General features: G+C 68.1%; 20 protein-coding genes and 2 pseudogenes. 8 read left to right on the top strand and 14 right to left on the bottom strand.

Going from position 1 to position 17,235, the window contains the following annotated elements; all coding sequences use genetic code 11:
- Positions 1 to 171: 171 nt before the first annotated feature.
- Complete coding sequence (locus tag A5701_RS06685; protein WP_156669957.1) at positions 172 to 396, top strand: hypothetical protein; 225 nt, start codon at positions 172 to 174, stop codon at positions 394 to 396.
- A gap of 33 nt (positions 397 to 429) precedes the next feature.
- On the top strand, positions 430 to 1,419 hold the full coding sequence (locus tag A5701_RS06680; RefSeq protein ID WP_067750031.1) for a DMT family transporter: 990 nt from the start codon (positions 430 to 432) through the stop codon (positions 1,417 to 1,419).
- 93 nt (positions 1,420 to 1,512) lie between these two features.
- Here A5701_RS06680 and A5701_RS29190 read toward each other — a convergent pair whose 3' ends face one another.
- The 9 genes from A5701_RS29190 to bfr form a co-directional block, all read right to left on the bottom strand.
- Entirely contained in the window at positions 1,513 to 1,761 is a 249-nt protein-coding gene (locus A5701_RS29190; protein WP_082950430.1) for a DUF3761 domain-containing protein, read from the bottom strand.
- Positions 1,762 to 1,864: 103 nt separating this feature from the next.
- Positions 1,865 to 2,299, bottom strand: a complete 435-nt coding sequence (locus A5701_RS06675; RefSeq protein ID WP_067750030.1) for an SRPBCC family protein — start codon at positions 2,297 to 2,299, stop codon at positions 1,865 to 1,867.
- On the bottom strand, positions 2,299 to 3,132 hold the full coding sequence (locus tag A5701_RS06670; RefSeq protein ID WP_067750029.1) for a lysophospholipid acyltransferase family protein: 834 nt from the start codon (positions 3,130 to 3,132) through the stop codon (positions 2,299 to 2,301). Before A5701_RS06670 ends, A5701_RS06675 begins: the two co-directional genes overlap by 1 nt.
- 31 nt (positions 3,133 to 3,163) lie before the next feature.
- Complete coding sequence (locus A5701_RS06665; RefSeq protein WP_067750028.1) at positions 3,164 to 4,273, bottom strand: amidohydrolase family protein; 1,110 nt, start codon at positions 4,271 to 4,273, stop codon at positions 3,164 to 3,166.
- 9 nt (positions 4,274 to 4,282) lie between these two features.
- Positions 4,283 to 5,635: a glutamine synthetase family protein gene (locus tag A5701_RS06660; protein WP_067750026.1), complete on the bottom strand. Its 1,353-nt coding sequence runs from the start codon at positions 5,633 to 5,635 to the stop codon at positions 4,283 to 4,285.
- 42 nt (positions 5,636 to 5,677) lie between these two features.
- Positions 5,678 to 6,568, bottom strand: coding sequence for a TIGR03854 family LLM class F420-dependent oxidoreductase (locus A5701_RS06655; protein ID WP_067750024.1), 891 nt, complete (start codon positions 6,566 to 6,568; stop codon positions 5,678 to 5,680).
- A gap of 100 nt (positions 6,569 to 6,668) precedes the next feature.
- Positions 6,669 to 7,163, bottom strand: a complete 495-nt coding sequence (locus A5701_RS06650; protein WP_067750023.1) for a carboxymuconolactone decarboxylase family protein — start codon at positions 7,161 to 7,163, stop codon at positions 6,669 to 6,671.
- Between the two features lie 29 nt (positions 7,164 to 7,192).
- Positions 7,193 to 9,265: an MDR family MFS transporter gene (locus A5701_RS06645; protein WP_067750021.1), complete on the bottom strand. Its 2,073-nt coding sequence runs from the start codon at positions 9,263 to 9,265 to the stop codon at positions 7,193 to 7,195.
- A gap of 83 nt (positions 9,266 to 9,348) precedes the next feature.
- A complete protein-coding gene (gene bfr / locus A5701_RS06640; protein WP_055405255.1) occupies positions 9,349 to 9,828 on the bottom strand; it encodes a bacterioferritin in 480 nt (159 codons plus the stop codon).
- A 357-nt stretch (positions 9,829 to 10,185) separates the two neighbouring features.
- Here bfr and A5701_RS06635 point away from each other — a divergent pair, with 357 nt between their 5' ends.
- The gene (locus A5701_RS06635) at positions 10,186 to 10,371 is read left to right on the top strand and encodes a bacterioferritin-associated ferredoxin (RefSeq protein ID WP_055405246.1); all 186 of its coding nucleotides are present in this window, start codon (positions 10,186 to 10,188) and stop codon (positions 10,369 to 10,371) included.
- A gap of 6 nt (positions 10,372 to 10,377) precedes the next feature.
- Here the strand turns inward: A5701_RS06635 and A5701_RS06630 are convergent, their stop codons facing one another.
- Genes A5701_RS06630 through A5701_RS06620 form a run of 3 tightly spaced genes read right to left on the bottom strand, consistent with a single transcriptional unit; the run spans position 10,378 to position 12,296 of the window.
- A complete protein-coding gene (locus A5701_RS06630) occupies positions 10,378 to 11,127 on the bottom strand; it encodes an enoyl-CoA hydratase/isomerase family protein (RefSeq protein ID WP_067750020.1) in 750 nt (249 codons plus the stop codon).
- A gap of 18 nt (positions 11,128 to 11,145) precedes the next feature.
- The gene (locus A5701_RS06625; RefSeq protein WP_067750019.1) at positions 11,146 to 11,589 is read right to left on the bottom strand and encodes a TIGR03618 family F420-dependent PPOX class oxidoreductase; all 444 of its coding nucleotides are present in this window, start codon (positions 11,587 to 11,589) and stop codon (positions 11,146 to 11,148) included.
- A complete protein-coding gene (locus tag A5701_RS06620; protein WP_067750018.1) occupies positions 11,586 to 12,296 on the bottom strand; it encodes a hypothetical protein in 711 nt (236 codons plus the stop codon). The genes A5701_RS06625 and A5701_RS06620 overlap by 4 nt, the downstream gene beginning before the upstream one ends.
- Before the next feature lie 147 nt (positions 12,297 to 12,443).
- Between A5701_RS06620 and A5701_RS29275 the strand changes: the two are divergent.
- Positions 12,444 to 12,548: pseudogene (locus A5701_RS29275) on the top strand (PPE domain-containing protein); the annotation flags it as partial.
- Positions 12,549 to 12,568: 20 nt separating this feature from the next.
- Here A5701_RS29275 and A5701_RS06610 read toward each other — a convergent pair.
- The gene (locus A5701_RS06610) at positions 12,569 to 13,558 is read right to left on the bottom strand and encodes a hydrogen peroxide-inducible genes activator (protein ID WP_067750015.1); all 990 of its coding nucleotides are present in this window, start codon (positions 13,556 to 13,558) and stop codon (positions 12,569 to 12,571) included.
- Positions 13,559 to 13,659: 101 nt separating this feature from the next.
- Between A5701_RS06610 and A5701_RS06605 the strand changes: the two genes are divergently transcribed.
- The 3 genes from A5701_RS06605 to A5701_RS06595 are packed head-to-tail and all read left to right on the top strand — an operon-like array spanning position 13,660 to position 16,127.
- Complete coding sequence (locus A5701_RS06605) at positions 13,660 to 14,247, top strand: peroxiredoxin (RefSeq protein ID WP_067750011.1); 588 nt, start codon at positions 13,660 to 13,662, stop codon at positions 14,245 to 14,247.
- Between the two features lie 28 nt (positions 14,248 to 14,275).
- A complete protein-coding gene (locus A5701_RS06600) occupies positions 14,276 to 14,812 on the top strand; it encodes an alkyl hydroperoxide reductase (RefSeq protein ID WP_067750009.1) in 537 nt (178 codons plus the stop codon).
- A gap of 4 nt (positions 14,813 to 14,816) precedes the next feature.
- Entirely contained in the window at positions 14,817 to 16,127 is a 1,311-nt protein-coding gene (locus tag A5701_RS06595; RefSeq protein ID WP_067750007.1) for an alpha-amylase family protein, read from the top strand.
- Here the strand turns inward: A5701_RS06595 and A5701_RS06590 are convergent.
- Complete coding sequence (locus tag A5701_RS06590) at positions 16,113 to 16,550, bottom strand: DUF1810 domain-containing protein (RefSeq protein WP_067750005.1); 438 nt, start codon at positions 16,548 to 16,550, stop codon at positions 16,113 to 16,115. The genes A5701_RS06595 and A5701_RS06590 overlap by 15 nt on opposite strands.
- A 25-nt stretch (positions 16,551 to 16,575) precedes the next feature.
- Between A5701_RS06590 and A5701_RS06585 the strand changes: the two are divergent.
- Positions 16,576 to 17,097 (top strand): annotated as a pseudogene (locus tag A5701_RS06585) (alpha-hydroxy-acid oxidizing protein); the annotation flags it as partial.
- Positions 17,098 to 17,235: the final 138 nt, after the last annotated feature.

Genomic DNA, 17,235 nt, shown 5'->3' with positions numbered 1-17,235 from the left:
TTTCGGGCGTGGTCCTCTGACGACTTCAGGGCTCGCGCGACAACCGACACTGGTTGCACTCGATCACGCGAATGCTTGCCAAATGGATAGGAAACCCTATCCCTAGGGGCAACCCAAATCTGGCTTCCCGGTCATTCCGCAAGCGGTGCTTCGTCGGTGACCATTTCCTTCATGACTCGAACGCAAGTCAACGAGGAGAGTGCCATGGCCGGCAGTGACATCCACCCGTCGCCTGCCGTCGACCAGCAGAAGCCTCTCCGGTCGGCGCTCTCCAAAAGCTTCCGGGCCGCCTTCATCGTGGCGGTGACTGGGGGCACCCTGGCGGGCACCGGATTGGTCCTGTGGCTGTTGAAAGCGCTCGCGACGAGCAGGTACGGCGTCTACTTCGGGGTCTAGCCCGAAGCGATCTCGGAACCTTGAGGAGGTCCCATGTTGAAGTCGGAGATCGCCGTCGTGCTCGCCCTGTGCGCCGCGCTGGCATCCGCGATCGGCGCGGTGAGCCGTCAACGGTCCGCGCACGAGGTCACCGACGGGCCAGTCGGCCACTGGGAGTTGTTCCGCATGTCGTTGCGCGACGCCCGGTGGTGGCTCGGCGGCGGTGGAGCCGTTGCCAACTACAGCCTGCAAGCCGCCGCGCTAGCTGTCGGGTCGGTGATGTTGGTGACGGCGCTACAGGTGACGGCGCTGCTATTTGCCCTGCCGGTCAATGCGCGGCTGACCCGTCAGCGGGTGACCCGCCGTCAGTGGATGTGGGCGATGGTGCTCGCCGTCGCTTTGGCGGTGGCCGTCACGGTTGGCGACCCGAAGGCCGGGCAGACGCAGGGGTCGCTGACAACCTGGACTGTGGTGGCCCTGGTGTTGGGTCCGCTACTGGTGCTCTGTGTCCTGGGTGCGCGCATTTGGCCCGGTCCCCGCGCGGCTGTACTGCTGGCGGTGGTGGCCGGTTCGTCGCTGGCCCTGTTCGCGGTGCTGACCAAAGCCGTCGTCGCGGCGGCCGGACACGGTTTCGGGGCGCTGCTGTGCGCGCCGGAATTCTATGTCTGGATACTGGCGGCGTTGGCAGGGATGATCTTTCAGCAGTCTTCGTTTCGCGCTGGTGCGCTGACCGCCTCGATGCCGTCGGTGACCGTGGCCAAACCAGCGGTGGCATCGGTTCTGGGCATCGTGGTGCTCGGCGAGACCCTCAACGCCGATGGCGTGGGCATGATCGTCCTGGCGGCGGCGGCGATAGCGGTGATTGTCGCGATAGTGGCTCTAGCCCGCGGCGAGGCCCATCCGGACGCGCTCAGTAACGTGCGAAACGCGGAGACCTCTGATCGGCCTACGGTGCTCGAGACGCTCACGCGGCCGCGCGTAGCGTCGGGTCCGCGGTGCCATCGACACCTATGCCCGGCCGGCTCGGCGATCTCGGTCGCCTAGCTAATTCCTCTGCACTGCAACGTGTTCGGCGATACCGGCCCGAACCGCCGGGATGGTCACCCCTCGTACGTCGACCATCCCGGCGCCGGACCGCTATAAGTACTGCTGTACTCCCCCGTGTCCGTGGCACGTGCCGCCCGAATGCGGATGCTGGCTGAACGACCAGCTGCCGTCCGCGCATTGCGCGGTGGCGCCGGGTGGCTGCGACGGGCCCTGCTGCGGATAGGGCACGCAGTCGCCGGAACTGGCGATATAACAACCGGGCGACGAGTTGGCCGGTGCTGCCATACCACCGGCGGCGGCCGCGATGGCCGCTGCGACAAGAGTTGCTCGGAGCAACATCCCCCAAACCTTTCCTCTTCGATGCGTATGGTGACGTTGCCCGATTCGTCGATCGGAGCGTATGCCGCGCGGCGATTGATTACATGCCAAATTGGAAAAATGGCTACGACTCGGCCAGCTTCCGCAGGCGTTTCAGCGTTTCGGCGAGATTGCGTCCCACCTGGCCGACGGCGATCCGGTCGGCGATGTAACCGACGATGCCCCCCGGCGCCTGATACGAGAGCCGGAACGTGACCTTCGTGCCGCCGTCGCCGCGGTCGCGCAGCCGGATCCGCCCGCGCAGCGTGACCCCGGTGATGCCCACCCAGGCCAGGTCCCGGCCCTCGTCGAATTCGACCACCTCGATGAGGCCGCCCACGGGTACGGAGCCGATCTTCCAGTGGACGGTGTAGCGGGCGCCGACGCCGGCCGGCTTGTCGTTGGACGACTCCCAGCGTTCCAGGCTCGTCATGAACGACGGGTAGCAATCCGGGTCGCTGACGATCTTCCAGACCGCGTCGCGGTCGGCGTTGATGACGCAGCGGCGTTCGACGCGCATCAGCCGATCACCGGGAATCGCCGTTCGGCCGCCAGTCGGTCGACCCCGCCCTGCAGGCTGGCCATCACCTTGTCGTGCACCGCCTGGTCGTCCCCGTCGACCTCGATCGGGTCCTGGACCTCGATCACGATCTTGGTGGGCAACGGGATGTGGCCCGCCAGGTCGCTGATGTTCAGGCCCCAGGGCAGTGCCAGCGATATCGGGACGCTCTTGAGGCGGAGCAGCCTGTCGGCCATCAGCAACTTGGCCAGCCACTGCCCGCGGTTGAGGAACAACGCGCTCTCCTGCCCGCCGACGCTGGCGACGGGCACGATCGGCACCCCGGCCTCACGGGCCAGCCGCACGTAGCCCATGCGGCCGCCGAAGTCGACCTTGTGGCGCTCCCACGAGGGCCGGAACACCTCGTAGTCGCCGCCGGGGTAGACCAGCAGGGCGGCACCGGAATCCAGTGCGAGACGGGCGTTCTCGGGGTTCGCGGCCACGGTGCCGAACTTGCGCAACCAGCCCAGCGGCGGAGCGGAGACGACGAGGTTGTGGGCCAACTGGTAGAAGGGCCGCTCGACGCCGAAGTAGGAGCAGAACGCCAGCGTGAAGACGAAGGTGTCGGGTGGCACGTTGCCGCCGCTATGGTTGCCCACCAACAGCACCGGCCCCTCGGCCGGGATGCGATCCAGGCCCCGCACGTCCGCCCGGAAGTAGAACGACGCCAGCAGCCAGGTCCCCGGCAGCTGATCGCGGATGTAGTCGGGGTCCCGCTGGTCGAGGTCGGCCTTGGGCACCCACGACACGACCTTGTCCCGGGCCCACTCCAAGACGCCCCTCGCGGTCGCCATAATCGCCCGTATACCCCGGTGTCACCGGGGGTCAAACGCGGTAAAGCCCGGCGGCGTTGCCGTGGGCGATCAGGTCGACCACCCGGATGGCGTCGGCCTCGCTCCAGTCGTCGTCGACCACGAAACCGCGCAACACCCGATGAATTGCCCTGCGCCACAGGGCCGCACCGAGGAAATGGAGCTCGGCGGGGCCGAACCCGTCCGACGAGTAGAGGACCTTGCCGAAGGGGGCCAGCTCCAGCAGCCGCGCGATGAAGGCCGGCGCCCGCGCCCCGAGCTGGTTCACGCTCAACCCGCCGTCGACATATACGTTGTTGAAGGCCTGCGCCAGGTACCCGGCCTCGCGCTCGTAGGGATAACAATGCAACAGCACGATCGGGGTGTTCGCTGACTGCCGCAGGAAGTCGAGCAGCAGCAACGGGTTGGTCTTGTGCAGATCGCAGTCCCGGTCGCCGAGGCCGACATGGAATTGCAGGGGCTTGCCCAGCCGCAGCGCCTGATGCAGCCCGAACCGCAGCAGCACCCGGTTATGCACTCGGGTGCCGCCGCGGTCGCGCCACCGGTCGGCCGCCTCGGCCACCTGCGCGGGCTCCGGCTCGCTCAGGTCGCCGTCGAACCCGCCCCGGTAGGCCAGGATCGACTTGGTGCCGACGGCCGTCGCCGCGCGCCGGTGCAGGATGTCCTCGAAAGCCGACGCGTAGTCGCCGGGCGCCTGCGCGGCCTGCTCGGCGACCTGCTCGAGGCGGATCACCTCGTGCGCGCGGTTGCCGGACAACTCGGCCATGTCGGCGTGGCCGGCGGTGTCCGCGCCGATCCCGGTGTCCACCAGCCAGTCGCTCACCCCGGCGGCGGGCAGGAACATGCGAGCCAGCTCCGCCTCGCCGAACTCGCCGCGACGCTCCCAATACGATTGCGGGTCAGCGTGTTTCGGGAGCCCGAGGACAGGGCCGCAGTGGGCACGCACGGCGAAGCCGAGTTGGGTGTCGAATCCCGAGCCCACGAGCGGTTCGGTGTTGGCCTCGTTGAGCGCGTTTTCGAAGCGATGGCGATCCCCCGCGGTCGTCCAGCAACCGTGGACGTGCTGGTCGATGAGGGTCACTTCGTCGATGTGCTCGGCCAGCGCGTGCGGGTTGGAAGCCATGGAAGCCCGTCACAGGCTCCAGGCCATGCGGAACTTCTCCGCCAGTTGCTCGGGGTCCAGGTTGCCGTACCGCTCCTGCTCGAGCGTGCGGACGGCGACCACCATGTCGACCGCGGCATCGCCCAGGATGCCCCGTATCAGCTTCGAATCATCCAGTGCGGCAATCACTTCCGCCTGGTTACGGTCAAGGCTCACGATACCGTCGCGCTCCCGCTCGGAAGCGGCGAGGTCCGCCGGGTCGATCGTGACCTCCGGGGGCAGCGGTGCTTGGCGTTCAATCCCGTCCAGCGCCAGCCCCAGGATCGCCGCCGACGCCAGGTACGGGTTCGCTGAGGGATCGACGATCTTCACTTCGACGTTTCCGCCGCGTGGATTGCCCGGCCCACCGGTGATGAATCGCACCGCGGCCTCGCGGTTTTCGGTTCCCCAACACGCGTACGCGCCGGCCCAGTTGCCGGGGTGCATGCGCAGGCCGGACACGATCGACCCGCACAGCAAGCCCTGCGCCTCCGGCAGCCCGCGGACCACCCCGGCCACCGCGTGCTCCCCGGCGGCCGTCATGCCCCGGGCGCCCGCGCCGTCCGAGAACAGCGGTCCGTCCGGCATTGTCAGCGAAAAGTGTTGGTGAGCACCGGAGCCCACACCGTTGGCGAAGGGCGCCGGCGACAGGCTGATGCGCAGCCCGTGACGGCGGGCCACCCGCCCGACGATGAGCCGCAGCAGCACCAGCTGGTCGGCGGCGGCCACCGGCGACTGCGGCGCCACCGACAGCTCGAATTGGTTGGCTCCGTATTCGGGGTGGAACTGCTCGATCGCGATGCCCGCCGCGCCGGCCGACCGGGTGACGTCGCGGACGAACGCCTCATGCTCCAGGACGCCCGCAAGACCGTACTGCGCCCACAGCGTCGACGGCAGGCGGTCACCGTCGGGCCCCACCAACAGGAATTCGACCTCGTGCCCGATCAGCGCCTCGACTCCGGCTTCGGCGAGCGCGGCTTCCACCCGGCTCAGCGTGCCGCGGGCGCAGGCGGGGACGGGTGTTCCGTCCTGGGAGAAGAATGCGGCGGGCGCCCACGCGAGGCCGTCGCCGACGATGCGCAGGGCGGACAGGTCGATGCGGAGTCGCTGGTCCCCGATCACGCCGACATCGGGGGTGAAGGCGATGCCGCTCTGATCGATCGCGAAAGCGTGCCACGAAGGGCTGGCCCCGAGGCCGGGATCGGCGAAGGTGTTGGTCCGCCGGATCGGGACGGTCTTGGCCAGGGTCAGCCCGGCGGGATTCACGACGGTCCCGATGACGGTGTCGACGCCCTCGGATTCCAGCTGGGCGATGGCCGCGGCGGCAAGCGGTGTGCCGGTCATGGCAGTCATTGTGCAGGGGGCGAGAGGCGGGGGCTCGCGAATTCAGTTCTGGCGGGCGGTCAGCTCCGTGACGAACCGGTCGAGGAACCCGTCCAGCGGCGCCCCGCCGGCGGGCCGGATGACGAATTTCGTCAGACCCGCGTCGATGTAAGCGTCCAGCTGCCGGTGCAGCCGATCCCATCCGACGGCGATCAAATCCGCGGGGTCGACGTCCGGGCGACGGCTGCGGGCCGCCGCGGCCAGCGTCGCGGGCAGCTCGCCGTCCACCCCGTCCACGATGGCCAGCGAGATCCCGAAGTGATCGGGCTCGATCTGCCTGCCCGCCTGCGCCGCGGCGTGTTGGATCGCCTCGCGGCCGGTCCGCGCCTCCGCCGGTGTCAGGAAACTGCCCAGCCAGCCGTCGGCAAGCGCGCCGATGCGCCGGTACGCCGCCGGCGCCGAGCCGCCGAGCCAGATGTCCAGCGGGGGCTGCGGTCTGGGCATGACGGCGGCCCCGCTGACGGTGAAGTACCGGCCGTCGTAGCTCGCCGAGTCCTCGGTCAGCGCCGAACGCAGCACCCTCAGCGACTCGTCGAACACCGCGGCGCGCTCGCCGTCGGGGACCACGAACACCTCCCGCTCGGCGGGAATCGCCGACCGCAGACCGAAGACGGGAAGGACCCGCTTCGGTGCGACGGCCGACAGCGACGCCAGCTGCTTGGCGACCAGCACCGGGTGCCGTCCGGGCAAGACGGCCACCGAGGTGCCGACCTTCAGCCGGGTCGTCCTGGCCAGTGCGTACGCCATCCCGACCACCGGGTCGACCGCCGGGGAGTACACCAGCTCGGAGAACCACAGGGAATCCACGCCGTTGGCCTCCAGGTGATCAACGATGGGGGCCAGCTGGTCCGGGGCGGTGTCCGAGCCCAACCCGACGCCGAAGCGAATCTTCACGGCTACGGCAACGCACCGGTGTCGCGGTTTGTGCCCGCGAGACATAAACCGTTGAGGCGTCTAGCGGCGTGTCCTCGCAGACGTTTATGTGTCGTGGTGGTCAGGCGCGGCTGGGGATCGTCAGCTTGCAGGCTTGGCCGATGTCGAGGGTCCGCAGGACGCGACCCATGCCGACCCACAGGGCGCACGAGAGCGCGAGATCGGCCAGCAATTCGTCGGAGAAGTGCTCGGAGCAACGGCTCCAGAAGTCCTCGTCGTCGCGCAGACCCGTGTGATCGCTGGCGAAGCGGTCCGCGAATTCGGCCGCCAGCCGTTCCTGCTCGCTATAGCCGGGCCAGGTGCGCCACTCCTGTGCGTGGTCGTACAGCTCCTCGTCGACGCCGGCGGCGGGCCCGTCCTCGTCGCGGGTGTTGACGCACACGACGCACTCGTTACGGTGCGCGATCACGGCGCGCGCCAATTCGCGGGTGCGCAGCGGCAACCGGTTCTTGGTGTAGACCGCGTTGCTGAAGCCGCCGAGGGCACCGCCGATGTCGGGGGACTTCACGAACCAGCCGGCCAGGTCGTCGTCAGCAAATGTTCCGATTCGGCTCATGGCGTGATGGTACGCCCGCACCGCCCGTTTCAGGGTGTGGTCGCCGGGATCTTCGTGGTGGGACGGTCGTCGCTCCAGTCCCGTTGCGCGAGAACGCGGCCCGCGACCCGGTTCAGCGCCGCCTCGACCACGCGACGATCCGGTCGCCCGTCGAATCCGGGTGACCGGGCGAGCTTGTCGACCAGCCAGGCCACGAGCAGGGAGTGCACGTAGTCCACCTGCTGGGCGCCCGCGGGTGTCAGCCACATCTGGTCGCCGTCGCCGCGGGCGTACCCCGTGGCGATCAGCCGCGAGAAGGTGGGCTCCAGAACCTCGAACGGTATCCGCAGGTAGTCGGCGATGTCGGTGAGCCGGGCCGTGCCATACATCTGTCCGTAGCGGTTGATGCGCAGGACGCCCCACAGTCCGGCCACGTCGAGCCGGCAGTCGGGTCGCATGGCGATGCTGCGCAATCGCATGCCGGGCACGCCGCGCAGCATGCGCTCGACCGCGCCCTCCAGCATCTGATCCGGGGTCTCGGTGCTGGGCATGCCGAACGCGTCGCCGAGATCGATTGTGCTGTCGTGCATTTCCCGCAGAGGCACCTGGCGCAGAAACAACGCCAGGACGAACCCCACCAGTGCGACCGGAACCGCCCATCCGAACACGTGGGTGAGCGACTCGGAGTAGGCGGCGACGATCGGAGCGGCCTCCTCTCGGGGCAGCCGGTGCAGCGCCTCCGGAGACGCGGCGGCCGCCGCCGGCGCGTGGCCGGCCGCCATAGCCGGGCCGATCCGGCTGTGCAGAAAGTTCGTGAACAGCGAACCGAAGATGGCCGCACCGAACGAGCTGCCGATCGTGCGGAAGAAGGTGACGCCGGAGGTCGCGACGCCCAGGTCGTCGAAGCTCACGGTGTTCTGCACGATCAGGACCAGAGTCTGCATACACATCCCGATCCCGGCGCCGAGGATGACGAGGAACAGCGATTGAACCAACACCGATGTCGACGGGTCCATCCGCGACATCAGGAAGAACGCCACCGCCATGACGGCGGTGCCGGCGACGGGAAAGACTTTGTACCGGCCCGTGCGGCCGACGATGACGCCACTGCCCATCGAGGTGGTCAGCATCCCGATCACCATCGGCAGCGTGCGCAGGCCCGACGTCGTGGCCGAGACGCCGTCGACGAACTGCATGTACGTCGGCAGGAACGTCAGGGCGCCCAGCATCGCGAAGCCGACCACGAAGGACAGGACGCAGCACACCGTGAACACCGGGCTGCCGAACAACCGGGTCGGCAGGATCGGCGCGGCCGCGCGGCTTTCCACCCAGGCGAAGAGGCACAACGCGACCACCGAGCCGGCGAACAGGCCGATGATCGTCGGCGATCCCCACGGGTACGTGGTCCCGCCCCAGCTGGTGGCCAGCGTCAGCCCGGCGGCGCCGAGCCCGACCAAGAGGATGCCGGTGTAGTCGATGACCGGTTTGGTGCGCTCGGACAGCGGCGGGATGGCGGCGGCCGCCACGAAGAAGACCACGACCGAGATCGGCACGTTGATCCAGAACGCCCAGCGCCAGGTGAAGTGGTCGGTGAAGTAGCCGCCGAGCAAGGGACCGATCACGGTGGTGACGCCGAACACGGCGCCCATCGCACCCTGGTAGCGGCCGCGGTCCCGCAGCGGGATCACCTCGCCGATCAGCGCCATGGCGGTCACCATCAGCCCTCCGCCGCCGATGCCCTGCAGCGCCCGCGACGCGACCAGCATGCCCATCGAGCTCGAGAGCCCACACAGCACCGACCCGGCGACGAAGAACACGACGGCCGCCTGGAACACCCGCTTGCGGCCGAACAGGTCACCGAACTTGCCGACGAGGGCGGTGATGATGGTCGAGGCGAGCAGGTAGCTGGTGACAACCCACGATTGATGGCCTGCGCCACCAAGATTGGCGACGATAGTGGGCAACGCGGTCGCCACGATCGTCTGGTCCAGCGCGGCCATCAGCATGCCGAGCAGGATCGCCACGAAGATGAAATTGCGCCGCTGCGGGTCGACCGCGACGTCCGCGGGGCCGGAGTCCGAAGCGCGGCCGGCCGGAGCCGCCGCTGGTGTCGCCCTCGTCATGCCCGCCTTCCCACGGATTTCGATGGTAGTGAGTGCCCACGGTCAACCCGTGGCAACCAAAACCCGCGAAGGCGTGGGCTGTGCTAGCTCGGCGGCCGCGAAACGCACTGCGCGGAGTAGAGCTCCACGCCGAGCTTGTCCATCAGCTCCAGCTGGGTTTCGAGGTAGTCGATGTGCTTTTCCTCGTCCGCGACGATCTCTTCCAGCAGGTTGGCGCTCGTGGTGTCCTGCTTCTCGCGGCACATGATGATGCCGGGCTTGAGCCGGTCCATCACCTCGTATTCGATGGCCAGGTCGGCCTCGAACTGCTCGCGCAGCGTCTGACCGATGCGCAGCGAGAACAGCCGCTGGTAATTGGGCAACCCGTCGAGCAGCAGGATGCGGTCGGTGATCGCCTCGGCGTGCCGCATCTCGTCGAAGGACTCGGCCCGGGTGTGCTCGGCGAGCTCGGTGAAGCCCCAGTTGTCCTGCATCTTGGAGTGCAGGAAGTATTGGTTGATCGCGGTGAGCTCGCCGGTCAACTGCTCGTTGAGCAAGCGCAAAACATCCGGATCCCCTTGCATGATCACTCCCCTACGGTGACGGTCGAAACGGTGGTCATTCCTGGCCTTGGCGGGGTGCGCTGGGCTGCGCGCACCATGCGGGGCCGTAGTCGCACTTTGCCATGCCGAAGTTCAATCTGCCAGCAAGGTATGGCTGTGCTCAGTGTGTGTCCTGCGCCGCCCCCGTGACCGACGTTGCTGGCGACTAAGGTTAGACTGCGCTAACGAACTTAGGTTAGACTCAACTAATATGGCTGTCGGTTCGGCATTTTCTTCGGGAATCCCGTTGACACGGGATGCCGAGAGGGAGGACGAATTGCGCACGCGTGGCCAGGCCGTCGGGCAAGAGAACGTCGCCCGCATGCAAGGGATGCGCTGATGTACGTATGCCTGTGTGTCGGCGTGACCAACCACACGGTGTCCGAGGTGGTCGCGCGCGGCGCCTCCACCTCGAAAGAGGTCATGGCCGCGTGCGGGGCCGGGGGCGACTGCGGCCGTTGCAGGCGAACGCTGCGGGCGATCATCGCCGCGTCGGCGAACCTCGAGGCCGCCCCGTCGCGTTAGCCGGCGTCAGCGTTTGTTGAAGTCCGCCAGCGCCGCGGCGTTGGCCTGGGCACCCATCAGCTCGGCGAAGTGAGCGTTTTCCCGCGCAGTGGCCGCCGCGATCTCGGGCCGGACCGGCTCCACGATCGTGTGCTTGACCGCCATCAGGCTCGAAATGGGGCGGCTGGCAAGGATTTCCGCGTGCCGACGGGCTTCGGGCAGCAGATCGTCGGGCTCGCAGACCCGCCATACCAGACCCATCCGCAACGCCTCGTCGGCATCCACCCACTCCGAAGACATCAGCAGCCATGCGGCGTTCTGCCGGCCCACCAGTTGCGGCAGCAGGTATGACGACGCCGCCTCCGGCGCCACCCCCAGGCTGGTGAAGGGGCACTTCAGCCGGGCGGTCGATGACATGAATGCCAGGTCGGCGTAGCCGAGGATGGTGGCGCCGATGCCCACCCCGACGCCGTTGACCGCGCAGATGAGCGGCTTGGGGAACGCACTGAGGGCATCGATCAGGCCGATGAAGCCGTGCTTGCCCGGCGTGAAGTCCGGATCGGTGATGCGGGCCTGCATCTCGGCGAGATCGGTTCCGGCGCTGAAGCCGCGGCCCGCGCCGGTCAACAGCACCACGGCGACCTCGGGATCCTCGGCCGCGGCCAACAGCGCCTCCGCGGTGGCGTCGTACAGTGCCTCGTTGAACGCGTTCAGCGCCTCGGGCCGGTTCAGCGTGAGGGTGCGCACCCGCTTGTCGTCATCGATCTGCAGCGTCACGGCTGCAGCCTAACCAGGTCAGCCGTTGCTGTAGACGCGGGTGGGCGCGATCAGCACAACCGCGCGCCGCTCCCGGGCCATGACGCGGTCGTACTCGTCCCAGTCGTCGTGCGTGCCGCCCGCGGCGGTGAAGACATCGCGGAGCAAGAGTCGCAGCTGGTCGTCCGTGGTCAGCCAGGGCTGGGCGTCCTCCGGGCCGGCCAGCTCCGCGCGGCCCTCGACGGTCGCCCATTGCCAGCCCTTGCGGAAGGTGACCGCCAGCTGGGGCCGCGCGCGCAGGTTGGCCAGCTTGACCTTGCCGTAGGTGGTGAAGCCCAACGCCTCCTGGCCGGTCGCGGGATGCGGCAACAGGCCGACGTTGACCAGCGACGCCTGCACCGTCGCGTCGGCGCGAACCGTGGAGACGACCGCCAGGCCACTTTCCGCCGCGGCCAGGGCCGTGGCGTCGCGCAGAGATGTCATGTGGGTTCCTCGATGAACGGTGTCTTGAAGACGTAGCGGCTGGTGGGGACGGTGTCGATGTTCTCGTTGGCGCCGAACGCCGTGGTGCTGGCGACCATTCGGCCCAAGCGGTCCTGCAGGTCCTTGTCGTCGGCGGCACCGAAGAACGCCTTGAGATCGGTGATCGCCTCCGCGGGGAACAACTCCTCGACGATGCCCGCGATTCCCGGCGCGCCCGGGGTGAGGGCACGCACCACCCAGTTCTGGGTGTAGCCGAAGGTCGACTGCGTCTCGATGGCCACCGAGGTGTGGTCGCGCTGCCACCGGTTCAGCCAGCTCACCTGGTCGAGGGCCTCGGGCCGGCGCAGCAACGCGATGTTGGCCAAACCCGTTGTGCGCGAACCCGGCTCGGTGCTGGGCCCTTTCAGCGGCACCGATTCGGTGACGAGGTACGCGGCGAGTTGGTCGCATTCGGCGGACAGCAGGTCGAGGGCCGCGGTCATCTGCTCGCCGTAGCACTGCTGCGTCCACATGCTCACCACCGCGCCGACGGGCGGGTCCAGCGTCGTCAGCGTCATCAGCGAATGGCGCACCGCGTCGTCGCGCACGTTGACCGACAGCCCGGGCAAACCCAGGTCCAATAGCGCGTCGGCGACCGGTCCCCGCTGGCGGGCACACCAATCGTCGCCGAAATCCGCCGTCCTGAGCACCGCGATCACCTTTTCCATAGGCAGAACCTACAGCCGCGCTCTGGGCGCAATGCAGTAGTCGTTCCCTAGTCGGGACGAAAAGTGCAGTAGTGCGTCCCGGACCGTTTTTCGTCGTTTCGGTCGACGATGGTCGGCGACCGCGCCGGCCGACGAGAGCAAGGATTCATGGACTTTTGGTCGTTGCCCCCGGAGGTCAACTCGGGGTTGATGTATGCGGGCCCGGGGTCGGGGCCGCTGTTGGCCGCGGCAACCGGCGCGCCGGGCCTCGCGGGAACCGCGGGCATCCAATCTCAGCTCAACGTCGACGCCCTGATGGACGCGCTGGCCACCGCCGCCGAGTGACGCTCTTTGACCAACCGCACCCGCTGTTCGCCGCCGATCGACTCTCCGATGATGGCGGCCAGCCGCCGATAGGATTCGTCGCGGCCGCTCGACGACCGGAACACCAGCCCGATGCGCCGGCCCGGGCGTGGATTCGCAAACTGCGCCAGCCCGAGCCGGCTGCGTGCCGCCTCGACGGGCGCGGCGCTCTGCGGAATCAGCGTCACCCCCAGCCCGCCCGTCACGCACTGCACCGCGGTGGCCAGCGATGCTGCCCGGGTGTCCGCGAGTTCGGCTCGCACACCGGCCTTTTGGCAGACATCCAGGGCTTGATCGCGCAGGCAGTGGCCCTCGTCCAGCAGTAGCAACGGCAAATCCGCCAGCGCCGACGCCGGCACCCGGCGCTTGCCGGACAGCGGGTGCCCCGGCGGCACCGCGAGCAGAAAGTCCTCGTCGTAGATCGGGACCTCGGTGAGTCCGGTTGCGTCGGCGGGCAGCGCGATCAGGGCGGCGTCCAGGGACCCCCCGCGCAATGCGGTGAGCAGGCGTTCGGTCTGGTCCTCGATCACCCGCAGGGTCAGCGCGGTTAGGCGATCGGCGACGCCGGCCAGCACGGTGGGCAGCACGTAGGGCGCTACCGTGGGGATCATGCCCAGCCGCAGGGTGCCCTGCAGTGGGTCCGACGTTCCCGTTGCGGCGGCCGCGAACGCCTCCGCCGCTTCGACCACGGCCTGGGCGCGCGGCAGCAGTTGCGTACCTTCGGGTGTCAACAGGACACGCCGCGTCGAGCGCTCGACGAGCTGGGTTCCCAGCCCGGTTTCCAGCGCCGCCAGCGCCTGTGACAGTGTGGACTGGCTGACGCCGAGAGATGTTGCGGCGCTGCTGAATTGGCGCCTTTCGGCGACCGCGACGAAGGCGCGCAGGCCGGCGATAGTCGGCTGATAACTCTTATCGGGCATGCCTATAAGTGTAGTGGGAAATATCACCTTTACTTCAGACAGGGTATGCGGGCAACATGACAGGGAAAGCTAATCTTGAGTAAATCCAAATTAGGAGAGCCATGCCTTTGCTGACCATCGGCGACCAATTCCCCGCCTACGAGCTCACCGCCCTGATCGCGGGCGATCTGTCCAAGGTCGACGCCAAGCAGCCCGAGGACTACTTCACCACCGTCACCAGCGAGGACCACGAAGGCAAGTGGCGCGTTGTGTTCTTCTGGCCCAAGGACTTCACCTTCGTGTGCCCGACCGAGATTGCCGCGTTCGGCAAGCTCAACGACGAGTTCGCCGACCGCGACGCGCAGGTGCTGGGCGTCTCGATCGACAGCGAGTTCGTGCACTTCAACTGGCGGGCCCAGCACGAGGACCTGAAGAAGCTGCCGTTCCCCATGCTGTCCGACATCAAGCGGGAGCTGAGCCTGGCCACCGGCGTTCTGAACGCCGATGGCGTCGCCGACCGGGCCACCTTCCTGGTGGACCCCAACAACGAGATCCAGTTCGTTTCGGTCACCGCCGGATCGGTGGGCCGCAACGTGGAGGAAGTGCTGCGGGTGCTCGACGCGCTGCAGTCCGACGAGCTGTGCGCCTGCAACTGGCGCAAGGGCGACCCGACGCTGAACGCCACCGAGCTGCTCAAGGCCTCGGCGTAATCACCTAGGGTCTGATCAGGGAGGCGAGATGAGCGTAGAAAACCTCAAGGAGGCGCTGCCCGAGTACGCCAAGGACCTCAAGCTGAACCTGGGCTCTATCACGCGCACCACGGAGCTCAACGAGGAACAGCTGTGGGGCACCCTGCTGGCGAGCGCCGCGGCGACTCGGAACACCCAGGTGATCAGCGAGATCGGCGCCGAGGCGGCCGACGTCCTGTCGGCCGAGGCGTACAACGCGGCGCTGGGGGCCGCGTCGATCATGGGCATGAACAACGTGTTCTACCGGGGCCGCGGCTTCCTCGACGGGAAGTACGACGATCTGCGCGCGGGATTGCGGATGAACATCATCGCCAATCCCGGTGTGGAGAAGGCAAACTTCGAGCTGTGGTGTTTCGCGGTGTCGTCGATCAACGGATGCCCGGACTGCGTGGCCGCCCACGAGCACACGCTGCGCGAGGCGGGCGTGAGTCGCGAGACCATCCAGGAGGCGCTGAAGGCCGCGGCCATCATCTCCGGCGTGGCGCAAGCGATCGTCGCCTCCCAAACGCTGGCCACCGTCGGCTGACGCGGTGACGGAACCAGCCTGGGTAGAACACGCGATCTGGTGGCAGGTCTATCCGCTGGGGTTCGTCGGCGCCTTTCCCGCGTCGTCGGAGCCGCCGCAACCGGGCGAACACCGGCTGCGGCGGCTCGTCGACTGGTTCGACCACGCCATCGCCCTGGGGGCGTCGGGCGTTGCGCTGGGGCCGATATTCGCCTCGCGCACACACGGTTACGACACCACCGACCATTACCGCATTGACCCGCGGCTGGGTGACGACGCCGATTTCGACCACCTCGTCGCCGAGGCCCGCCGCCGCGGCCTGCGCATCCTGCTCGACGGCGTGTTCAACCACGTCGGCGTGGATTTCCCGCGCTACCAGGAGGCTTCGCACGATGACGCGGCCGCGCGCTGGTTCCGCGGACGCCCCGGCGCCTTTCACACCTTCGAGGGCCACTCCGAGCTGATCACGCTCAACCACGACAACCCCGAGGTCGTCGACTACACCGCGGATGTGATGGCGCACTGGCTGGGGCGCGGCGCCGACGGCTGGCGCCTCGACGCGGCTTACACGGTGCCGGAACGCTTTTGGGCGGCCACGCTGCCGCGGGTTCGCGAGCGCTTCCCGGATTCCTGGTTCGTCGGTGAGCTCATCCACGGCGACTACGCCGCGGTGGTGCGCGCCGCCACGTTCGACTCGGCCACCCAATACGAGCTGTGGAAGGCGATCTGGAGCAGCCTCAACGACGGCAACTTCTTCGAGTTGGACTGGGCGTTGCAGCGGCACGCCGAGTTCCTGGCCGGCTTCGCACCGCTGACCTTCATCGGCAACCACGACGTCACCCGCATCGCCAGCCGCCTCGAACGTCCTGAGCACGTCGCGCACGCGCTGGTGATCCTGCTGACCGTCGGCGGCGTGCCCAGCGTGTACGCGGGCGACGAATTGGGCTTCCGCGGCGTCAAGGAAGAACGTTACGGCGGCGACGATGCCGTGCGACCCGAATTCGGCTCGCCCCCAATGCAACTGGATAGGTTCGGCACCGATATGTGGGCGTTGCACCAGTTCCTCGTAGGGTTGCGCCGCCGCCACCCGTGGCTGCACCGGGCGACGACGAGCGCGCTGCGGCTGGAAAACCGGCACTACATCTACGAGACCCGCAGCGGCGACGACGCGCTGCTGGTCGCGCTCAACATCGGCGACGAACCGATGCGGGTGGCGGCCTCGGAGCTGGGCACCGCCCACCGGCGGGTCATCGGCGGGTCCGCCGCGCCGCCCCAGGAGGTCCTCGACGCGGTGGTCGTCGAGCCGCACGGCTGGCGGATCCTAAGCTCGGGCTAGGCGCTCCAGCGTGAGACGGTCCTGCCGGCCGTCGTAGTACTTGTCGAGCAGCGCGACGAAATCCTCGTTTTCTTCCGTCGCGTGTGCGAACAGCGTCATCGACGAGCGAAGTTTGAGGTCGTCGGGCGAGCCGAAAATGTCGCCGACCGATCGGCCCTGCACCTCGTTGACCAGCCGCGCGCATTCGCGCAGTCGCGGCCCGAGCAGATCGTGGCGCAGGTACGCGCGGGCCTCGTCGAGCGACGAGATGCCGTAGTGCACCGCGGTGGGGCTGCCGCCCAGACCGCGCAACTGCGGGAAGACGAACCACATCCAGTGGCTGCGTTTCCGCCCGGACCGCAGCTCTTCGACCACGTTGCGGTACACCGGGGCCTGCGCGTCGATGAAGCGCTGGAGGTCGAAGGGGTCGCTCTCCGGTTCCATGTGACTACGGTTGCACACTGTGGAATTGAAAAGACGGAAGGCCGTCCGACGACGAGTGCCCAAGGTGCGCGACCTCGCGCCGCTGATCAAGTTCAAGCGTCCGCAGTTCGACGCGACCAAGCGCCGCCTCGACGCCGCGTACACCATTTACGATCTGCGACGCATCGCCAAACGGCGCACGCCCAAGGCGGCATTCGACTACACCGACGGGGCCGCCGACGACGAGCTGTCCATCGCGCGGGCCCGACAGGCTTTCCGCGACATCGAGTTTCACCCGACCATCCTGCGCGACGTCTCCAATGTGACCGCCGGATGGAACGTCCTCGGTCAACCGGTCGTGCTGCCGTTCGGCATCGCGCCCACCGGATTCACCCGGCTGATGCACACCGAGGGCGAGATCGCAGGCGCCCGGGCGGCCGCGCGGGCGGGGATCCCGTTCTCGCTCTCCACGCTGGGCACCACGGCGATCGAAGACCTGGTGACCGCTGTTCCCCAGGGGCGCAAGTGGTTTCAGCTTTACATGTGGCGCGACCGCGACCGGGACGTCGACGGTGGCCAGCAGGGTGTCGAACCCCGCGTCGGCCGCGCGCTTCACCAGCGCCATCGAGCGGTCGCGGTCGCGCCACATGTAAAGCTGAAACCACTTGCGCCCCTGGGGAACAGCGGTCACCAGGTCTTCGATCGC

It is taken from the genome of Mycobacterium sp. E3305 (assembly GCF_001666785.1).
Taxonomy (GTDB): Bacteria; Actinomycetota; Actinomycetes; order Mycobacteriales; family Mycobacteriaceae; genus Mycobacterium.
Note: the sequence above shows the minus strand (reverse complement) of the source record. Positions and strands in the feature narration are given on the sequence as shown.